This is a genomic window from Serratia sp. X3 (genome assembly GCF_014982455.1).
Taxonomy (GTDB): domain Bacteria; phylum Pseudomonadota; class Gammaproteobacteria; order Enterobacterales; family Enterobacteriaceae; genus Serratia; species Serratia ureilytica.
On the sequence record NZ_JADCNB010000004.1, the window covers coordinates 159004 to 179599 of the forward strand.

The 20596-nt window shown below is 60.3% G+C and carries 16 protein-coding genes, 1 tRNA gene and 1 other RNA gene; 13 read left to right on the plus strand and 5 right to left on the minus strand.

Going from position 1 to position 20596, the window contains the following annotated elements; translation table 11 throughout:
• Nucleotides 1–21: 21 nt before the first annotated feature.
• From IMX17_RS17645 to IMX17_RS17655, 3 genes are all read left to right on the plus strand, one after another.
• Nucleotides 22–1353, plus strand: coding sequence for an MFS transporter (locus IMX17_RS17645; protein ID WP_182265636.1), 1332 nt, complete (start codon nt 22–24; stop codon nt 1351–1353).
• A 120-nt stretch (nt 1354–1473) separates the two neighbouring features.
• Nucleotides 1474–1550, plus strand: a tRNA-Pro gene (locus tag IMX17_RS17650).
• A 36-nt stretch (nt 1551–1586) separates the two neighbouring features.
• Nucleotides 1587–1715: non-coding RNA, RtT sRNA (locus IMX17_RS17655), on the plus strand.
• Between the two features lie 48 nt (nt 1716–1763).
• Here the strand turns inward: IMX17_RS17655 and IMX17_RS17660 are convergent.
• Together IMX17_RS17660 and IMX17_RS17665 are read right to left on the minus strand one after the other, a co-directional pair.
• Nucleotides 1764–2111 carry a glycosyl transferase family 1 gene (locus IMX17_RS17660; protein WP_046898815.1) on the minus strand — a complete coding sequence of 116 codons (348 nt, stop codon included), beginning with the start codon at nt 2109–2111 and terminating at the stop codon, nt 1764–1766.
• A complete protein-coding gene (locus tag IMX17_RS17665; RefSeq protein WP_182265637.1) occupies nt 2111–2398 on the minus strand; it encodes a DUF6516 family protein in 288 nt (95 codons plus the stop codon). Before IMX17_RS17665 ends, IMX17_RS17660 begins: the two co-directional genes overlap by 1 nt.
• Before the next feature lie 397 nt (nt 2399–2795).
• Between IMX17_RS17665 and IMX17_RS17670 the strand changes: the two genes are divergently transcribed.
• The 6 genes from IMX17_RS17670 to dppF all read left to right on the plus strand — a co-directional run bounded on the left by IMX17_RS17670 (nt 2796) and on the right by dppF (nt 10780).
• Nucleotides 2796–4487 (plus strand): glycosyl hydrolase family 18 protein, encoded by a 1692-nt coding sequence (locus tag IMX17_RS17670; protein ID WP_193550041.1) that lies wholly within the window; start codon nt 2796–2798, stop codon nt 4485–4487.
• A 601-nt stretch (nt 4488–5088) separates the two neighbouring features.
• On the plus strand, nt 5089–6696 hold the full coding sequence (dppA, locus tag IMX17_RS17675) for a dipeptide ABC transporter periplasmic-binding protein DppA (RefSeq protein WP_042783430.1): 1608 nt from the start codon (nt 5089–5091) through the stop codon (nt 6694–6696).
• Between the two features lie 168 nt (nt 6697–6864).
• A complete protein-coding gene (dppB, locus tag IMX17_RS17680; RefSeq protein ID WP_033645060.1) occupies nt 6865–7884 on the plus strand; it encodes a dipeptide ABC transporter permease DppB in 1020 nt (339 codons plus the stop codon).
• Between the two features lie 11 nt (nt 7885–7895).
• A complete protein-coding gene (dppC, locus tag IMX17_RS17685; protein ID WP_033645059.1) occupies nt 7896–8798 on the plus strand; it encodes a dipeptide ABC transporter permease DppC in 903 nt (300 codons plus the stop codon).
• Nucleotides 8799–8813: 15 nt separating this feature from the next.
• Nucleotides 8814–9794, plus strand: a complete 981-nt coding sequence (gene dppD, locus IMX17_RS17690; RefSeq protein ID WP_033645058.1) for a dipeptide ABC transporter ATP-binding protein — start codon at nt 8814–8816, stop codon at nt 9792–9794.
• On the plus strand, nt 9791–10780 hold the full coding sequence (dppF, locus tag IMX17_RS17695; RefSeq protein ID WP_015376237.1) for a dipeptide ABC transporter ATP-binding subunit DppF: 990 nt from the start codon (nt 9791–9793) through the stop codon (nt 10778–10780). Before dppD ends, dppF begins: the two co-directional genes overlap by 4 nt.
• Before the next feature lie 296 nt (nt 10781–11076).
• Here the strand turns inward: dppF and bcsG are convergent, their stop codons facing one another.
• The 3 genes from bcsG to bcsE are packed head-to-tail and all read right to left on the minus strand — an operon-like array spanning nt 11077 to nt 14490.
• A complete protein-coding gene (gene bcsG, locus IMX17_RS17700) occupies nt 11077–12732 on the minus strand; it encodes a cellulose biosynthesis protein BcsG (RefSeq protein WP_193550042.1) in 1656 nt (551 codons plus the stop codon).
• A complete protein-coding gene (gene bcsF / locus IMX17_RS17705) occupies nt 12729–12935 on the minus strand; it encodes a cellulose biosynthesis protein BcsF (protein WP_033645228.1) in 207 nt (68 codons plus the stop codon). The genes bcsG and bcsF overlap by 4 nt, the downstream gene beginning before the upstream one ends.
• Nucleotides 12922–14490: a cellulose biosynthesis protein BcsE gene (gene bcsE, locus IMX17_RS17710; protein WP_046898817.1), complete on the minus strand. Its 1569-nt coding sequence runs from the start codon at nt 14488–14490 to the stop codon at nt 12922–12924. The genes bcsF and bcsE overlap by 14 nt, the downstream gene beginning before the upstream one ends.
• A 189-nt stretch (nt 14491–14679) precedes the next feature.
• Between bcsE and bcsR the strand changes: the two genes are divergently transcribed.
• The 4 genes from bcsR to bcsB all read left to right on the plus strand — a co-directional run bounded on the left by bcsR (nt 14680) and on the right by bcsB (nt 20593).
• A complete protein-coding gene (bcsR, locus tag IMX17_RS17715; RefSeq protein WP_046898818.1) occupies nt 14680–14871 on the plus strand; it encodes a cellulose biosynthesis protein BcsR in 192 nt (63 codons plus the stop codon).
• A 3-nt stretch (nt 14872–14874) separates the two neighbouring features.
• Complete coding sequence (bcsQ, locus tag IMX17_RS17720; protein WP_193550043.1) at nt 14875–15624, plus strand: cellulose biosynthesis protein BcsQ; 750 nt, start codon at nt 14875–14877, stop codon at nt 15622–15624.
• Nucleotides 15621–18224, plus strand: coding sequence for a UDP-forming cellulose synthase catalytic subunit (bcsA, locus tag IMX17_RS17725; protein WP_046898820.1), 2604 nt, complete (start codon nt 15621–15623; stop codon nt 18222–18224). Before bcsQ ends, bcsA begins: the two co-directional genes overlap by 4 nt.
• 62 nt (nt 18225–18286) lie before the next feature.
• Complete coding sequence (gene bcsB / locus IMX17_RS17730; RefSeq protein WP_193550044.1) at nt 18287–20593, plus strand: cellulose biosynthesis cyclic di-GMP-binding regulatory protein BcsB; 2307 nt, start codon at nt 18287–18289, stop codon at nt 20591–20593.
• The last annotated feature ends 3 nt before the right edge of the window (nt 20594–20596 follow it).

Sequence of the window (20596 nt, forward strand, 5' to 3'; positions counted from 1 at the left end):
TTCAATCCTCTGAGGTTCCACATGTGGTCTTTCCTTAAAAGCCGCCCGGATGTGCCGCAGGTCACCGATCAACGGCAGATCGACGCCAGCTACAAATACTGGCGCATCCAGCTGATGTGCACCATGTACATCGGCTACGCCGCGTTTTACTTCACGCGCAAAAGCTTCAACTTCATCATGCCGGCGATGCTGAGCGATCTGGGCCTGACGATGTCCGACGTCGGCATCCTCGGCACGCTGTTCTACATCACCTACGGCTGCTCGAAATTCATTTCCGGCATGATCAGCGATCGTTCCAACCCGCGTTACTTTATGGGGCTGGGCCTGATCATGACTGGGGTGCTGAATATCTTCTTCGGCCTCAGTTCGTCGCTGCTGATGCTCGGCACGCTGTGGATCCTCAATGCCTTCTTCCAGGGTTGGGGCTGGCCGCCGTGCTCCAAAATCCTCACCAGCTGGTATTCGCGCTCCGAGCGCGGCAGCTGGTGGGCGATTTGGAACACGTCGCACAACGTCGGCGGCGCGCTGATCCCGCTGCTGGTGGGCTTTATCTCGCTGCACTTCAGCTGGCGTTACGGCATGATCATTCCCGGCATCATCGGCGTGGTGCTCGGCCTGCTGATGTGCTGGCGCCTGCGCGACAAGCCATCTACCCTGGGGCTGCCGAGCGTTGGCAAATGGCGCAACGACGCCATGGAGCTGGTGCAGGAATCGGAAGGCCAGGGGCTGAGCAACCGCGAGATCATCAAGCGCTACGTGCTGACCAACAAGTACATCTGGCTGCTGGCGGTCTCTTACGTACTGGTGTACATCGTGCGCACCGCGATCAACGACTGGGGCAACCTCTATCTGACGCAGGAAAAGGGCTATTCGCTGATGACCGCCAACTCGGCCATTTCGCTGTTTGAAGTGGGCGGCTTTATCGGTTCGCTGGTGGCCGGTTGGGGTTCCGACAAGCTGTTCCGCGGCAACCGCGGCCCGATGAACCTGATCTTCGCCATCGGCATCTTCCTGTCGGTAGCGGCGCTGTGGCTGATGCCGGGCGTCACCTACCTGCTGCAGGCCTGCTGCTTCTTCGCCATCGGCTTCTTCATCTTCGGCCCGCAGATGCTGATTGGCATGGCGGCGGCGGAGTGCTCGCATAAAGATGCGGCGGGCGCGGCGACCGGTTTCGTCGGCCTGTTCGCCTACCTGGGCGCGGCGCTGTCCGGCTACCCGATCGCGCGGGTGATGGAAATCTGGCACTGGAACGGTTTCTTCGTGGTGATTTCCATCGCCGCCTGCCTGTCGGCGCTGTTCCTGCTGCCGTTCCTGCGTGCACAGACGCCGGCGCTGAAAACCGCCAAAGCCTGAGTAAAATGCGCTGCGCAACCCCCGGTGCAGCGCATTATGGCGCTTTTATCACCACTTGAAATGCAGGGGAAAAAAAGTGATTGACGCCTATAACCGCCAGCAGTAAGATGCGCCCCGCATCGGCGAGTAGCGCAGCTTGGTAGCGCAACTGGTTTGGGACCAGTGGGTCGGAGGTTCGAATCCTCTCTCGCCGACCATCATTCGAAAAACCTGCTTTTTAAAGCAGGTTTTTTTTCGCCTGTCGTTTATGAGGATGAGTACCTCCGCAGGAGGTTCGAGCCTCGCGAAGCGAGACAACGTTGCTTCAGCAACGGCCCGCAGGGCGCGCATCAATGATGCGCGTAATCCTCTCTCGCCGACCACCATTTGAAAAACCTGCTTTTTAAAGCAGGTTTTTTTTCGCCTGTCGTTTAGGCGGCTTTGCCTACAACGAAGTCAAAATGGATTTCGTCATAGGGGAAAATCACGCCTTGTTGACCTTTATCGACGATGCCGCAGCCTAACAGCGCCTGCAGATCGGTATGCACCGCTTTCACATCGCGTTTCACTCGGCGTGCAACTTCCCGAATGGAAAGCTCGCCGGCGCCGGTCATGGTATGCAAGATATGCATTTTCTTGGGTGATAAGGTTTTCCACAGCCGCTCCCAATCCAGGAATGTGATGTAATGCCCTTGAGCGCTTTGCTGGCCTGTTGCGGCTTCCTTCAGTGCGAGTTTCATTTCTTCGACTGAAGCGACTCGAATGGTGACTGTGTTCATCATGACTCCTCTGTAAGCTGCATAACCTCGCGCCAGAAACTGTCGAGCAAGGCATCAATGGTCGTGAAATTAAGCGGCTCTTCTTTGCCATCGATATGTTTGTGATCGCCTTTGCCCGCTTCATTGTCATAGCGCAGTCGACAAATGCCGTCTTTTACATAGGCAAATCGGTATTTATAACAGTGGCCGCTGGCCCTGACGGGCGGCTCTACCCGCCAAATAACGAGTTGTGCAAATGCGGCAGGTGGCAGGGGGATCCTGTCTTGGTAAATTAGCTGCGAAGGCATGCTCTTTCCTTAAGTGTTGTTCACAGTACCAACACAGTCAGGGTGTTGTCAATAATGACAACACCCTGACTGCGGAGTGTGGTGTAATCCTGATAAATATTTATCTTTCCTTAATAAAAAATTCACTATCCTTATTTGTCGTGCTTTCTTTTATTTATATTAAAATAAATTCACACTTGCTGAATAAAACCCAGTGGATAGCGCTCTTGTTTTCACGCCTTTTTTATTTATAGTCTGAATGTACGCGGTGGGAATGATTATTTCGCCACGTGGAAAGACGCTGTTGCTATTTATTGATTTTAATCTTCGAGGATTATTGCGGAATTTTTTCGCTTCGGCAATGCATCGCGACGATTAACTCTTTTATGTTTATCCTCTCGGAATAAAGGAATCAGTTATGCGCAAATTTAATAAACCGCTGTTGGCGCTGTTGATCGGCAGCACGCTGTGTTCCGCGGCGCAGGCCGCCGCGCCGGGCAAGCCGACCATCGCCTGGGGTAACACCAAGTTCGCTATCGTTGAAGTTGACCAGGCGGCTACCGCTTATAATAATCTGGTGAAGGTAAAAAATGCCGCCGATGTTTCGGTCTCCTGGAATTTATGGAATGGCGACGCGGGCACGACGGCCAAGATTTTATTAAATGGCAAAGAGGCGTGGAGCGGCCCTTCAACCGGTTCTTCCGGTACGGCGAATTTTAAAGTCAATAAAGGCGGCCGTTATCAAATGCAGGTGGCATTGTGCAATGCCGACGGCTGCACCGCCAGCGACGCCACTGAAATTGTGGTGGCCGACACCGACGGCAGCCATTTGGCGCCGTTGAAAGAGCCGCTGCTGGAAAAGAATAAACCGTATAAACAGAATTCCGGCAAAGTCGTCGGTTCTTATTTCGTCGAGTGGGGCGTTTACGGGCGCAATTTCACCGTCGACAAGATCCCGGCGCAGAACCTGACTCACCTGCTGTACGGCTTTATCCCGATCTGCGGCGGCAACGGCATCAACGACAGCCTGAAAGAGATCGAAGGTAGCTTCCAGGCGCTGCAGCGCTCCTGCCAGGGCCGCGAGGATTTCAAAGTCTCTATCCACGATCCGTTCGCCGCGCTGCAAAAAGCGCAGAAGGGCGTCATCGCCTGGGATGACCCCTACAAGGGCAACTTTGGCCAGCTGATGGCGCTGAAGCAGGCGCGTCCCGATCTGAAAATCCTGCCGTCGATCGGCGGCTGGACGCTGTCCGATCCGTTCTTCTTCATGGGCGACAAGGTGAAGCGCGATCGCTTCGTCGGCTCGGTGAAAGAGTTCCTGCAGACCTGGAAGTTCTTCGACGGCGTGGATATCGACTGGGAGTTCCCGGGCGGCAAAGGCGCCAACCCGAATCTGGGCAGCCCTCAGGACGGGGAAACCTATGTGCTGCTGATGAAAGAACTGCGGGCGATGCTGGATCAGCTGTCGGCGGAAACCGGCCGCAAGTATGAGCTGACCTCCGCCATCAGCGCCGGCAAGGACAAGATCGATAAGGTGGCATACAACGTCGCGCAGAACTCGATGGATCACATCTTCCTGATGAGCTACGACTTCTACGGCGCCTTCGATCTGAAAAACCTGGGGCATCAGACCGCGCTGAATGCGCCGGCCTGGAAACCGGACACCGCCTACACCACGGTGAACGGCGTGAATGCGCTGCTGGCGCAGGGCGTCAAGCCGGGCAAGATCGTGGTCGGCACCGCCATGTATGGCCGCGGTTGGACCGGCGTGAACGGCTACCAGAACAACATTCCGTTCACCGGCACCGCCACCGGGCCGGTCAAAGGCACCTGGGAGAACGGCATCGTGGACTACCGGCAGATCGCCAGCCAGTTCATGAGCGGCGAGTGGCAGTACACCTACGACGCCACGGCGGAAGCGCCTTACGTGTTCAAACCTTCCACCGGCGATCTGATCACCTTTGACGATGCCCGCTCGGTGCAGGCCAAAGGCAAGTACGTGTTGGATAAGCAGCTGGGCGGCCTGTTCTCCTGGGAGATCGACGCGGACAACGGCGATATTCTCAACAGCATGAACGCCAGCCTGGGCAACAGCGCCGGCGTTCAATAATCGGTTGCAGTGCGTTGCCGGGGGATATCCTTTCGCCCCCGGCTTTTTCGCCGCCGAAAGTTTTTTTACGCCGCACAGATTGTGGGCCTGCCCGGCGAAAAATGCGCTCATCGGACTCACCCTTTTGGGTAATCCTTCAGCATTTCCTTCTGTCTTTAACGGCGATCACAAAAATAACCGTTCAGATATTCATCGTTCAGCAACAAAGTTTTGGGGTTTTTTAGCGGAGTTTAAAACCAGTAAATTTATCAGGGTCAGACCAATGCGCTAAAAATGACCGCTTAGCATAAATTTTCATGCTGGAACTGTTAACAAAAGGTTTTTTTTATGTTTGTTTGCTGTTTCTCACAGTCTGCGTAAATCCCCACTGGTTATATTGACGACACCCCAAACAGTTGGCAACTTGATAGCCTCAGGGGTAAGAGCGAGAGTTGTTTGAGTGAATTCCACGCGCTCAGACGTCCCCGTCGCGATGCGTTCCATCCGGCATCCTCTCATCGTACGCCTTCTGCCTTCGGGCGCTGACCGCACAGGCCACGCAATAAAAAATACAGGTCTGGCGGCAATTACACACATCACATCACACAATGGAGCACTAACGATGACACGTTCCTTGGGTAAATCGGGGGTTCTGAAATTCGGCATTGGGCTGATCGCGCTGACCGTGGCGGCCAGCGTACAGGCCAAGACGTTGGTTTACTGTTCTGAAGGTTCCCCGGAAGGGTTCAACCCGCAGCTGTTCACCTCCGGCACCACCTACGACGCCAGTTCGGTACCGATCTACAACCGCCTGGTCGAATTCAAAGTCGGCACCACCGAACTGCAGCCGGGCCTGGCTGAGAAGTGGGACGTCAGCGAAGACGGCAAAACCTATACCTTCCACCTGCGTAAAGGCGTGAAGTGGCAGAGCAGCAAAGATTTCAAACCGACGCGCGACTTCAACGCCGACGACGTGGTGTTCTCCTTCGAACGCCAGTTGGATGCCAATAACGCCTACCACAAAGTGTCCGGCGGCAGTTACGAATACTTTGAAGGCATGGACATGCCGAAGCTGATCGCCAAGATCGAAAAAGTAGACGACAACACCGTGCGTTTCGTGCTGAACCGCCCGGAGGCGCCGTTCCTGGCTGACCTGGGCATGGACTTCGCGTCCATCCTGTCCGCCGAATACGCTGACGTCATGATGAAAGCCGGTACGCCGGAAAAAGTCGACCTGAACCCGATCGGCACCGGCCCGTTCCAGCTGTTGCAATACCAGAAAGACTCAAAAATCCTGTACAAGGCGTTCGACGGTTTCTGGGGCACCAAGCCGAAGATCGATCGTCTGGTGTTCTCCATCACGCCTGACGCTTCCGTGCGTTACGCCAAGCTGCAGAAAAACGAATGCCAGGTGATGCCGTTCCCGAACCCGGCCGATATCGCCCGCATGAAGCAGGACAAATCCATCAACCTGATGGAGCAGCCGGGGCTGAACGTGGGTTACCTGTCGTTCAACACCGAGAAAAAACCGCTGGATAACGTGAAGGTGCGTCAGGCGTTGACCATGGCGGTCAACAAGCAGGCGATCATCGACGCGGTTTATCAGGGCGCGGGCCAGGCGGCCAAGAACCTGATCCCGCCGACCATGTGGGGCTATAACGACGCGGTGCAGGATTACGCTTACGATCCGGCCAAGGCGAAAGAACTGCTGAAAGAAGCGGGCATGGCCGACGGTTTCAGCATCGACCTGTGGGCGATGCCGGTACAGCGTCCTTACAACCCGAACGCGCGCCGCATGGCGGAAATGATCCAGGCCGACTGGGCCAAGATCGGCGTGAAAGCCAAAATCGTGACCTATGAGTGGGGTGAATACCTCAAGCGCGCCAAAGCGGGCGAGCACCAGACGGTGATGATGGGCTGGACCGGCGACAACGGGGATCCGGACAACTTCTTCGCCACGCTGTTCAGCTGCGCGGCGGCGAAAGACGGCTCCAACTACTCCCGCTGGTGCTACAAGCCGTTTGAAGATCTGATTCAACCGGCGCGCGCCGAGTCCAACCACGACAAACGCATCGAACTGTACAAGCAGGCGCAGGTGGTGATGCACGATCAGGCTCCGGCGCTGATCGTCGCGCACTCCACCGTGTATGAGCCTGTGCGTAAGGAAGTGAAGGGCTACGTCGTGGATCCGCTCGGCAAGCATCACTTCGAGAATGTCTCTGTAGACTGATTCCGACCTAAACCGGAGATGCACGAATGGACTTGCAGGGGCGCAACAGGTTTGCGCCTCTGCTGACCAGTCTCCGGCGTATGGCCGTTGGATCGTTCAAAGGCATGTGAGCGTTAATAAGCCTGGCGGACGATGAGCTGCCGGGCATTGATACAGAGAGTTCGGGATATGTTGCAGTTCATACTCCGACGTTTGGGGTTAGTTATCCCAACGTTTATCGGCATTACATTGCTGACTTTTGCATTCGTCCATATGATCCCCGGCGACCCGGTGACCATCATGGCCGGGGAACGCGGTATCTCCGCCGAGCGCCACGCGCAGCTGATGGCGGAAATGGGGCTGGACAAGCCGCTCTATCAACAATACTTCTCCTATGTGTCCAACGTGCTGCACGGCGATCTGGGCACCTCACTCAAAAGCCGCATCTCCGTCTGGAGCGAGTTCGTTCCGCGCTTTCAGGCCACGCTGGAGCTGGGCCTGTGCGCGATGATCTTCGCGGTGCTGGTGGGCATCCCGGTCGGGGTGCTGGCGGCGGTCAAACGCGGCTCGGTCTTCGACCATACCGCGGTGGGCATCTCGCTGACCGGCTATTCGATGCCGATTTTCTGGTGGGGCATGATGCTGATCATGCTGGTGTCGGTGCAGCTTAACCTGACGCCGGTGTCGGGGCGCATCAGCGACACGGTATTCCTCGACGACAGCCACCCGCTGACCGGCTTCATGCTGATAGACACCCTGATCTGGGGCGAACCGGGCGACTTTATCGATGCGGTGATGCACATGATCCTGCCGGCCATCGTGCTGGGCACCATCCCGCTGGCGGTGATCGTGCGCATGACCCGCTCCTCGATGCTGGAGGTGTTGGGCGAAGACTATATCCGCACCGCGCGCGCCAAGGGCGTGAGCCGCATGCGGGTGATCGTCGTTCACGCGCTGCGCAACGCGCTGCTGCCGGTGGTGACGGTGATCGGGCTGCAGGTCGGCACCATGCTGGCCGGCGCCATTCTGACCGAAACCATCTTCTCCTGGCCGGGTCTGGGCCGCTGGCTGATCGACGCGCTGCAGCGCCGTGATTACCCGGTAGTGCAGGGTGGGGTGTTGCTGGTCGCCTGTATGATCATTCTGGTTAACCTGCTGGTAGACGTGCTCTACGGCGTGGTCAACCCGCGTATTCGCCACAAGAAATAAGGGGCGCTCTCATGTCTCAAATCACTGAGTCTGCAGTTAAAGGTGCGCCGAAGCCGATGACCCCGTTTCAGGAGTTCTGGCACTATTTCAAGCGCAATAAAGGGGCCGTGGTCGGCCTGGTGTATATCGTTTTGATGCTGGTGATCGCGCTCGGCGCCGGGGTGCTGGCGCCGCATGCGCCGGCGGACCAGTTCCGCGACGCGCTGCTCAAGCCGCCGGTGTGGCAGGAGGGCGGCAGCTGGCAATACATCCTGGGCACCGACGACGTGGGCCGCGACGTGCTGTCGCGCCTGATGTACGGCGCACGGCTGTCGCTGCTGGTCGGTTGTCTGGTGGTGGTGTTGTCGCTGGTCATGGGCGTGGTGTTCGGCCTGCTGGCCGGCTACTTCGGCGGCGCGGTGGACGCGGTGATCATGCGCGTCGTCGACATCATGCTGGCCCTGCCGAGCCTGCTGCTGGCGCTGGTGCTGGTGGCGGTATTCGGACCGTCGATCGTCAACGCCTCGCTGGCGCTCACCTTCGTCGCCTTGCCGCACTATGTGCGTCTGACGCGCGCGGCGGTGCTGGCGGAGGTGAACCGCGATTACGTCACCGCTTCGAGAGTAGCGGGCGCCGGCGCGCTGCGTCAGATGTTCGTCAATATTCTGCCTAACTGCCTGGCGCCCTTGATCGTTCAGGCTTCTCTCGGTTTCTCGAACGCCATTCTCGACATGGCCGCTCTCGGCTTTCTGGGCATGGGCGCGCAACCGCCGACGCCGGAGTGGGGCACCATGCTCTCCGACGTGTTGCAGTTCGCGCAAAGCGCCTGGTGGGTAGTGACCTTCCCCGGCCTGGCGATCCTGCTGACGGTGCTGGCATTCAACCTGATGGGGGACGGTTTGCGTGACGCTCTCGACCCCAAACTCAAGCAGTAACAGAGGACGAGAGAGATGGCGTTATTGAATGTAGACAAGCTTTCGGTGCACTTCGGTGACGAAGGCACCCCGTTCCGCGCGGTAGACCGCATCAGTTACAGCGTGGATCAAGGTCAGGTGGTCGGCATCGTCGGTGAATCCGGCTCCGGCAAATCCGTCAGCTCGCTGGCGATCATGGGCCTGATCGATTTTCCCGGCAAAGTGATGGCTGACAAGCTGGAGTTTAACGGCCAGGACTTGCGCAAGATCTCCGAAAAAGAGCGCCGCCAGCTGGTGGGCTCCGAAGTGGCGATGATCTTCCAGGATCCGATGACCAGCCTGAACCCGTGCTACACCGTCGGTTATCAGATTATGGAGGCGCTGAAGGTGCATCAGGGCGGCAACCGCCGCACCCGCCGCCAGCGCGCTATCGACCTGCTGACGCAGGTGGGGATTCCCGATCCGGCCTCGCGGCTGGACGTGTACCCGCACCAGCTTTCCGGCGGCATGAGTCAGCGCGTGATGATCGCCATGGCCATTGCCTGTCGGCCGAAGCTGCTGATCGCCGATGAGCCGACGACCGCGCTCGACGTGACCATCCAGGCGCAGATCATCGAACTGCTGCTGGACCTGCAGCAGCGCGAGAACATGGCGCTGTTGCTGATCACCCACGATCTGGCGCTGGTGGCGGAAGCGGCGCATCACATTATCGTGATGTACGCCGGCCAGGTGGTGGAATCCGGCAAAGCGGCGGAGATTTTCCGCGCGCCGCGCCACCCGTACACCCAGGCGCTGCTGCGCGCGCTGCCGGAGTTCGCCGCCGACAAGGCGCGGCTGGCTTCGCTGCCGGGCGTGGTGCCGGGCAAATACGATCGCCCGACCGGCTGCCTGCTCAATCCGCGTTGTCCGTACGCCAACGAGCGCTGCCGTAACGAGGAGCCGGAACTGCGCAGCATTCCCGGCCGTCAGGTTAAATGTCACACACCGCTGGATGATGCGGGGAGGCCGACCGTATGAGCCAGAATCAACCTTTACTGCAGGCGATCGACCTGAAAAAGCATTACCCGGTGAAAAAGGGCCTGTTCGCGCCGGAGCGGCTGGTCAAGGCGCTGGACGGCGTGTCGTTCACTCTGGAGCGCGGTAAAACGCTGGCGGTGGTCGGTGAGTCGGGCTGCGGCAAATCCACGCTTGGCCGCCTGCTGACGATGATCGAAGTACCGACCGGCGGCGAGCTGTACTACCAGGGACAGGATCTGCTGAAGCCGGACGTTTCCGCCGAGAAATTGCGGCGCCAGAAGATCCAAATCGTGTTCCAGAATCCTTACGGATCGCTCAACCCGCGCAAGAAGGTCGGGCAGATCCTCGAGGAGCCGCTGTTGATCAACACCTCGCTCAGCGCCGCCGAACGGCGGGAAAAAGCGCTGGAGATGATGGCGAAGGTCGGCCTGAAGACCGAGCATTACGATCGCTATCCGCACATGTTCTCCGGCGGCCAGCGTCAGCGTATCGCCATCGCTCGCGGGCTGATGTTGAATCCGGACGTGGTGATCGCCGATGAGCCGGTGTCGGCGTTGGACGTGTCGGTGCGCGCGCAGGTGCTGAACCTGATGATGGATCTGCAGCAGGAGCTGGGGCTGTCCTACGTGTTCATCTCGCACGATCTGTCGGTGGTGGAACACATCGCCGATGAAGTGATGGTGATGTACCTGGGCCGCTGCGTGGAAAAGGGCAGCAAAGAGGCGATCTTCAACAACCCGCGCCATCCGTACACCCAGGCGCTGCTGTCGGCGACGCCGCGGTTGAACCCGGATATGCGCCGCGAGCGCATCAAGCTGACCGGCGAACTGCCCAGCCCGATGAACCCGCCACCGGGCTGCGCATTCAATGCCCGCTGCCGCCGCGCCTTCGGCACCTGCGTACAACTGCAGCCGCAGCTGAAGCAGTACGGTGAGCAGATGGTGGCCTGTTTTGCGGTCGATCAGGACGAACATCCGGGGGCGTAAAGCGTCGGATTTCACCGCATAAACCCACGCCGGCTTAACGCCGGCGTTTTTTATTATTCAATCAACGGGTTAATCATTAAACTATCTTCAGCACCCGATATTTCATGACTTTGTTGCTGTAAATCGGCCTGTCGTTATTTTTTTTAAGAATCTTCGCATGAAAATAATAATCGAATAATAGAATTTAAAGGTTTGTTGTTAATTACATTCTGTCGGTCGAGCGGCTTCACTGTTTTTTTATAAAAAACAAATAAAAAAGCACGCCGTCGGCGTGCTTTGGGTCGATAAGGCCGCGCTTATTGCGGATAAGGCACCCAATCGCCGCCGTTCAGGCGAATGTAAGGTTTCCCCTGATATTGCATCACGATGGCGTTGTCGTTTTCGGAGATGACCGGCGTCTGCGGCAGCCCCTGGGTCAGCGCCTGCCAGTCGACGCTGGATTCGCTGAAGACTTTGCCGTCCACCAGACGTGATACCAACTCCGACAGCGCCAGATAGCTGCTCGGGGTTTTGATCTGCAGCGGGCTGCCCTGATGCGGCGCCTTCATGCCGATCAGTTTGATGCCGACCGGCGTATGGGTGATGTTCGGGCTGGGGATATCGCGCAGGCCGGACATCTGCATCTTGTCACCCACTAACGCCGCCCCGTGTTCCGGCACGATCACTACCACCACTTTGCGGTCGGATTTTTCCAGCTGATCGAGGAAGGTGTTCAGCTGATCGAACAGCTTCTGCGCGCGCGGCTGATAGTCGGCGCTCTTGTTAGAGCCGACGAAGCGGTTGCCGTCGTGCAGCGGGATGACGTTGAAGAAGGTGGCGGTGCGGGCGTCTCCGGCTTTTTGCTGCTGATCCAGCCAGCGGGTCAGCAATTCCAGATCGTTATAAATCGGCTCGCCGTCGAACGACGTCAGCTCGTTGCCGACGCCGGCCTGCGACATCAGCGGCGCCTGCATATCACCCTGTTCACGCAGCTCTTTCAGGAAGTTGCCGAACACCCCGGAGTGATCGAGCATCAGCTGTTCCTTGAAGCCGAGCTTCGCCAGGTTGTCGAACAGGTAACACTGCTGGTTCACCGGCTGGTACAGATCGTGATGCGAAAGCTGGCCGCAGCTGGCGCGCAGCAACCGTATAGCCGCCGGGCCGCTGTAGGCGGTGGCCGAGTTGAAGCTGTCGAACATGATATCCATCTTCGACCACAACGGATGATTCTGCAGGTTGACCGCCTCCATATCGGCCCAGGCCAGCGAGCAGATGTTGATCACCAACAGATCGAACGGTTGGGCGTCGGCGGGCAAAGTGGCCGGGAACGCGGTGGCGCGGCCTTTTTCCCGCTCGTAGAACTGGTTCAGATAGGCCGTCAGGTTGGCGCTGGTCGGCGGCAGGCTGTCTGCGGGCGCATTATCTCCTGCCGTCGGCGCGGCCGTGGCCGGCGTGCCGGCGCCGCCGGCGGCAGCCGTGGAACTGGCGGGCAGCAGTGAGACCGCCGGCCCGGCGATGTTGACGATATTGAGCCACACCAGCGCGGCCACGGTGAACACCGTAACGCGCACCCACTGGGCGACGAACAGATAAGCGATAAGCAACACGAAGGCGGCGCCGACCATCTGCCAGTTGATAAAGCGGCTGACCAGCTCCAGCAGATACTGGGCGCTGAAGCCGGCCAGCTGAGAGCCCTGGCTGAGAATGCTGTTGATGCCCGGCAGCCAGGTATCGTGGTAGAACAACGCGATGCCGATCGGGATGGCGAGGTAATGGCGCCAGCGGTGCAGCCGCGGCGAGGGGATCGGCATCAGCAGATAGGCCATGAACACCAGGTTCGGCAGCGCGTGGAAATTCAGGTAGCCGAACCACAGCAGGGCGAATTTCGCCAGAAAGTAGAGGTTCCAGCCACCCAGCCCGCGCCAGTAGCGCCACAGAGCGTTATCGGATTGCGTATTTGAGTTTGGATTCATGGCTGCTTCTTATGACGTTTAATCTGGGAGGATGAGCCTGTGCGCACCCATAAACCGGCGGATTTCAAATAGCGCGGCGATAACAACAGGTTTTGCCAGTATTGACGCAAATGCGGAAAACGCCGGTGAAAGGCGTAGCCCAGCGGAATGAAGACCAGCGCGCACAGCAAGATCAGTTGCAGGATGTCGTTAAGGTTCAGCATGCTTTTCCTCCTGCGGGCCAAGTGGCAGCGTGAAAGCGATCGGCTGGCGGCGTTCTGCGGGCTCTGCGGCCGTCACCACGGGGGGCGGCGGCGCGACGCCCGCGGCGCCGGTGGCGGTAAGCTGCCAGCGCCCCTGAGCCATGCGTTTGATTTCCGAAATGATATCGACATCCTGGTGCCACACCACCCGGTTGCTGAAGGCTTCATCCACCGGCAGGCGGAAGATGAACTTCAGCGCGGTGTTCAGATCGTTGATGCGGCAGGTGGAGAGGAACAGCACCAGGCGCCCCTGCACCACGGTCATCACGTCGCCGAAACGCCGCAGGTGGCACAGGGTCATCGCCTGTTCGGCGCGCAGGCCGGTGGCCGGGCGCAACGCCACCATCACGCCTTTGCCGTCCTCGGGCAGCAAGGTGTTGCCCATCAGCGAAAGCACCGCCTGGCTGAACGCTTCCGGCCGCATGTAGCCTTTCAGCTGCAGCGGACGCAGCCCGGCCAGCAGCGCATCGATGTCGGCGGGCACGTGACGTGAGAAACGCTGCCCCTGGATGCCCTCAAGCATGGTCAGAAAACGCGACAGCGGCGCGACGTGCGGCACGATCAGGTTGGCGCCGCAGGCCAGCAGCAGCCGCTCGTCGCTGTAGCGCAGGCTGGCGCTCATCTCGCGCACCGCGATTTTCAGGCCGTTGCCGCGGCTGCGGCGCAGGGTGTGGATCTGGTGCGCCAGATGATCGATTTGGTCGCTTTGATACAATGCGAAAATCAACGTCGCCGAGAGTCTCAGCATGCCGTGCTGCGCCAGTTCGTCGTTGTTCTCCAACAGCTGCCAGTTGGCGGACAGCGGCGGCGCGCCTTCCAGGATGCTGCGCTCGGCCAGATACTGGCCTTCGTCGCTGCGCAAGGCGGTGGGGGAGGGCTGGCTATTTTCATCCTCGCCCTGCCAACCGCCTTCCGCCGCATACAGCGTCAGCAGCTGATTGGCGTTGATGCCGTTTTCGGTGCTCCACCAGTTCACCAGGTATTGCGCGCTGTCCTGCTGCCATTGCAGGCTGGACAGGCCGTTCAGGATGCGGTGCTGTGTGCTGAGCTGCCCTTTGAGCTTATTGATGCCGCCGCCGTGGCTGAGGATCAACAGCGTACACCCCTGCCGCCGCAGCCAGGCGGCGAGGGTGCGCGTCCATTCGCGCAGTTCTTCGGTAGTGAAGGTTTGCCACAGGCTGGCGTGGGCCAGCAGGATAAGTAAGCGATTTTGCGGCCGCAGGGCGCGCATCAGATCGTCGCTCAACTGCGCCAGCGCGGCTTTTTTCTCCGGTAGTTGATACAGCGGCAGCTTCTGCAAAGCGGGCGCAGCCAGCTCGGCCAGCAGGCGATCGGGTTTGTCTCCGCTGCAGATCAGGGCGAGCTTGTGGGTGGCCGGCTGGGCGGCGATGGCCTGGCGACACAACAGCGCGGCGTCGCTTTGCCTGTCGATATTGATCCAATAAAGCCCGGGGGCCTGCATCACCGACAGCTCTTCCCAAATCTGCCGAATGCCTAGAGAAAAAGAGTGCGCCATAGGATGTGTTCTACTTTCGTTGAAAGCCGACTAAAGGCGTTTATATTTAAAGATAGCCATTTTTACGCTGGCAATAACAAATCTCCGATGCTCTTCAATAATATTTGTTGAGAATCATCTTATTGCCTGTCTCTTTTTGTATCGTTGCTATAGTTAATTAACATAGCCTATTTTCGCCAAGGCGGAAGAATGAATAACGCACCCAGCCATTTTCGTGCAGCGACGCCGGAGGAGAGCCAGGATGACCTGCAGGCGCTCAGCCAGGCTTTTTCATTACCAAAATTAAGCTATGTCGATATTTCGCGGCAGGAGCGGTTAACGCAAATGATGACGCGCTGGCCGCTGCTGGCCGAATTGGCGCAGAACGCGGGGAGCCACTGATCTATGCCGGCGATTGCGCTGCAAGGGTTACGGGGTGGAATGGGGACGACGTCAGTCACGGCGGCACTCGCCTGGGCGTTGCGCCAGCTTGGCGAGTCGGTGCTGGCGATAGACTTTACGCCGGATAATCTGTTGCGCCTGCATTTCAACACGCCGTTCGAACTGGCGCGCGGCTGGGCACGCGCGGAACAGGACGGCGGCGGTTGGCGGGAAGGCGCACTGCGCTATTGCGAAAACCTCGACTTTTTACCGTTTGGCCGCCTGAATGCGGCGGAACGGCTGGAAGTGCAACATCGGTGTCAGGCGCATCCCGATCGCTGGCGTGATAATTTGCGTCAGCTGATGGCCGGCGATCCGCAGCGCTGGATCCTGCTGGATGTTCCGGTCGGGGACGGCGCGCTGGCGCAACAGGCGCAACAGGCGCTACAGCTTGCCGACAGCGTGTTCGTGCTGTTGAATCCCGACGCCAACTGCCAGGTGCGGCTCCATCAGCAGACGCTGCCGAACGATTGTCGTTTCCTGGTCAATCACTACTCCTCCGCCAGCCGGCTGCAGCAGGATCTGCATCAGCTGTGGCTGCAAACCCTGGGCGGTCTGCTGCCGGTGGTGATCCATCGCGATGAAGCGTTGGCGGAAGCGCTGGCGGTCAAGCAGCCGTTGGGCGAGTACCGCCCCGAGAGCCTGGCGGCGGATGAAGTGCTGACGCTGGCCAACTGGTGCCTGATCAACCTCAAACGGGGCGTTGCGCCATGAGTCGGGTGCTGAGCCTGCTGCTGGTGCCACCGGTGCGTCAGGCGGTGCAGGCGCGCTACCGCACCTATCGCCGCAGCGGCGCGTCGGCGCTGACCGCCTTTTTCGCCACGCTGCTGGTGGCGCTGGGGTGGCTGCTGCTGCGCTTCGAGTCGCCGGCCTGGCAACGCGTGCGCGCCGGCCGCGCTTATTGGTTCCCGCACCTGTCTGCCGAACGTCCGCGTCCGGCGGATGCGCTGCGCTATCTGCTGCAAGGGCTGTGGCTGCTGCTGTTCCGCAGCGGCCGCGCGCCGGTGCAGCGCGATTATTTCGCCGGTTGGCGGCGGCTGCAGCAGCGTTATGCCGATTGGCTGCAGGGCTTGCCGCAGCGGCTGAAAAACGCCGGCGTGGAACAGCGCTCGGTAGAGCGACTCGGCCGCATGAACCGCGGATTACGGCGCGCGCTGTTCATTCTGGTCGGCGTGCTGGCGGCGATCCTCGCCATGCTGTGCATCTCGCAACCGTTCGATCTGTCGGCGCAGTTCGTGTTCGTTCTGCTGCTGTGGGGGATCGCGATGGTGGTGCGCCGGGTGCCGGGGCGCTTGCCTGCGTTGATGCTGATCGTGCTGTCGTTGACCGTCTCCTGCCGTTACCTGTGGTGGCGCTATACCGCCACGCTGAACTGGGACGATCCGCTCAGCCTGGTCTGCGGCCTGCTGTTGCTGGTGGCGGAAACCTACGCCTGGGTGGTGTTGGTGCTGGGCTATTTCCAGACTATCTGGCCGCTTAACCGCCAGCCGGTGCCGTTGCCCGAAGACAGCGCCACCTGGCCGACCATCGATCTGATGGTGCCGACCTACAACGAAGACCTCGGGGTGGTGAAGCCCACCATCTATGCGGCGCTGGGCATCGACTGGCCGAAAGAGAAAGTGAACATCTATATCCTTGATGACGGCAATCGCCCCGAGTTCCGGGCGTTCGCCGCCGAGGTGGGAGTGAAGTACATCGCCAGGCCGACTCACGAACACGCCAAGGCCGGCAACATCAACAACGCGCTGAAGCAGGCCACCGGCGAGTTCGTGGCGATTTTCGACTGCGACCACGTCCCGACGCGCTCCTTCCTGCAGCTGACCATGGGGTGGTTCTTCAAAGACAAAAAGTTGGCGATGCTGCAGACCCCGCACCACTTCTTCTCGCCGGATCCGTTCGAGCGCAACCTTGGCCGCTTCCGTCAGACGCCCAACGAGGGCACTTTGTTCTACGGGCTGGTGCAGGACGGCAACGACATGTGGGACGCCACCTTCTTCTGCGGCTCTTGCGCAATCCTGCGCCGCAGCGCGCTGGACGAAATCGGCGGCATCGCGGTGGAAACCGTCACCGAAGACGCCCATACCTCGCTGCGCTTGCACCGGCGCGGGCATACCTCGGCTTATATCCGCATTCCGCAGGCCGCCGGGCTGGCGACCGAAAGCCTGTCGGCGCACATCGGCCAGCGCATTCGCTGGGCGCGCGGCATGGTGCAGATCTTCCGGCTCGACAACCCGTTGCTGGGCAAGGGGCTGAAACTGGCGCAGCGCCTGTGCTACGCCAACGCCATGCTGCACTTCCTGTCGGGCATTCCGCGGCTGATCTTCCTCACCGCGCCGCTGGCGTTTTTGCTGTTGCATGCCTACATCATCTTCGCGCCGGCGCTGGCGATCGCGCTTTACGTGCTGCCACACATGATCCACGCCAGCCTGACCAACTCGCGCATCCAGGGGAAATATCGCCATTCATTCTGGAGCGAAATCTATGAAACGGTGTTGGCCTGGTATATCGCGCGGCCGACGACGGTGGCGCTGTTCAATCCGCACAAGGGCAAATTCAACGTGACCGCCAAGGGCGGGCTGGTGGAGGAGGAGCACGTCGACTGGGTGATCACCCGGCCTTACATGTTCCTGGTGGTTCTTAACCTCGCCGGGCTGGCGTTCGGCGCCTGGCGGCTGGCCTATGGCCCGACGGACGAGGTGATGACGGTGATCATCAGCCTGGTGTGGGTGCTGTACAACATGACCATTCTCGGCGGCGCGGTGGCGGTGGCGGTGGAAGCCAAACAGGTGCGTCAGGCGCACCGCGTGGAGATCGCCATGCCGGCGGCGATCGCGCGTGCCGACGGCCACCTCTACCCCTGCACGCTGCGCGATTACTCCGATGGCGGCGTGGGCATCGAGATGCGGGTGGCGGACACGTTGAAAGAGGGCGACAAGGCCTCGCTGCTGCTCAAACGTGGCCAGCAGGAATACAGCTTCCCCTGCGTGGTGACGCGCGCCTTCGGCAACAAGGTGGGGGTGCGCCTGCTCGATCTCGGCACCCGTGAACACATCGATTTTATTCAGTGCACCTTCGCCCGCGCCGATACCTGGGCGCTGTGGCAGGACGGGTTCCCTGAAGACCGGCCGATAGAAAGCCTGCGCGACGTGCTGGCGCTGGGCTTCCGCGGCTATGTGCGCATGGCGGACTACGCGCCGCCGCTGGTGCGCGGTCTGCTGGTCGGGGTCACGTCGCTGACCGCCTGGGTAGTGTCGTTTATTCCGCGCGGCGTCGGCAGGGATCCGACCTTGGGTCAACAAGAAACCGTGGGTTAGCTGCGAGTTCAACCGCCCGCTCACTCGCCCGGTGAACAGGCTCCAACATTGATGATGATACGATGACGAGAAAAATAACCTGGTTAACTGCTCTGGCCTTAGGCATCAGCACCCTGTCGCAGGCCGAAACCGCCACCGCGCCGACCGTGGCGGCCCAGCCGCCGATCGCCGCGGCGGCCGATACGGCGACCGCGCCACCGCCGGCCGCCGCGCCGCAGGATCCGAATGCGCCGGTGCGCGACGTGTCGCTGCCGTTCGCGCAGATAGCGCCGCCGCCGGGCACCTTTGTTCTGCGCGGCACCCGGCCGGACGGGCAGATCGAATTCGGCGTGCGCAGCGATGAGGTGGTCTCGCAGGCGATGCTCGACCTGGAATTTACGCCGTCGCCGGCGCTGATCCCGGTCGAGTCGCACGTCAAGGTCTACCTGAACGACGAGCTGATGGGCGTAACCACGATCGCCAAGGAGCAGTTGGGCAAGCCCAATCGCATCCAGATGGCGATCGATCCGCGCTATATCACCGATTTTAACCGCGTCCGGCTGGTGTTCGTCGGCCATTATCAGAACATCTGCGAAAACCCGGCCAGCACTTCGCTGTGGCTCGACGTCAGCAAATCGAGCGCGCTGAAGCTGCGCTTCCAGACGCTGCCGGTGAAAAACGAGCTGTCGCATTTCCCTGAGCCGTTCTTCGACAGCCGCGACAATCGGCCGCTGACGCTGCCGATGGTATTCGCCGGCCAGCCGGATCTGGCCCAGCAGCGCGCGGCGGGCATTCTGGCCTCGTGGTTCGGCAGCAAGGCGCAGTGGCGCGGGCAATCCTTCCTGACGCTGTATAACGCGCTGCCGACGCAGCACGCGGTGGTGTTCGCCACCAATAAGCAGCGCCCGGATTTCCTGCGCGATTACCCGGCGGTCAACGGCCCGACGGTGGAAATGATCAGCCATCCCGACAATCCGTACGTCAAACTGCTGCTGATTCAGGGGCGCGACGACAACGATTTGATCACCGCGGTGAAAGGCATCGCGCAGGGCGACATCCTGTTCCGCGGCCAGAACGTGACGGTGGACAAGGTGGAACAGCTGGCGCCGCGCCAGCCTTACGACGCGCCGAACTGGGTGCGCACCGATCGGCCGATGACCTTCGCCGAACTGCAGCAATACGCCGAACAGCTGCAAACCAGCGGCATCGAGCCCGGCCCGATTTCGCTGACCATGAACTTGCCGCCGGATCTGTTCCTGATCCGCAGCACCGGCATCGACATGCACCTCAAGTATCGTTATACCGCGCCGCGCATTCAGGACGGTTCACGGCTGAGCGTCAGCCTGAACAACCAGTTTGTGCAGGCTTACTCGCTGGTGCCGGAACACGAGCAGGGCGCGCAGCTGCTGCGCCTGCCGTTGACGCAGGGGCTGCTCGATTCCGACAAGAACGTCAGCATCCCGGCGCTGCGGCTCGGGGCTACCAACCAGCTGCGTTTTGATTTCGACTACACCACGCTGCTGGCCAGCGGCGCGGAAGGGCGCTGCGAAACCTACTCCTTCACGCAAAACCACGCGGTGATCGATGGCGCTTCCACCATCGATTTCTCCGGCTACCGCCACTTTATGGCGATGCCGGATCTACGCGCCTTCGCCAACGCCGGCTTCCCGTTCAGCCGCCTGGCGGATCTGTCGCAAACGCTGGTGTTGGTGAACCAGAAACCTCAGCCGGCGCAGGTCAGCGCGCTGCTGAACGCGCTGGGCGTGATCGGCGCGCAAACCGGCTACCCGGCGCTGGCCTTCACGCTGAGCGACGACTGGTCTCAGGCCAAGGATCGTGACGACGATATCCTGATGGTCGGCACCATTCCGCAGGCGCTGCGCGACGACAAGAAAATCAGCCTGCTGGTGGACGCGACCCAAAGCTGGGTGAAACAGCCGACGCGTCAGCCGCCGCTGCCCAGCTCGGAAGTGCTGGCGGAGGATACTCGGCCGGACAGCAAGACCACCGTCAGTTCCGAGGGGGCGATGTCGGCGATCATTGGCGTGCAGTCGCCGTTCAACGACCAGCGCAGCATCGTGGCGCTGTTGGCGGACAGCCCGCGCGGCTATGAGCTGCTGAACAATGCCCTGCTGGACAGCGGCAAGCGCGCCGCGGTGTTCGGCTCGGTGGCGGTGATCCGCGAATCGGGGGTCAACAGCCTGCGCGTCGGCGATGTTTACTATGTCGGCCACCTGCCTTGGTGGGAGCGGCTTTGGTATGCCCTCTCCACCCATCCGGTCCTGCTGGCGGTGCTCGCGGTGGTGCTGGTGGTGATCCTGGGGCTGATGCTGTGGCGCGGCCTGAAGGCCTTCAGCCGGCGGCGTCTGGCGCCTGAAGATCGGGATTGACGG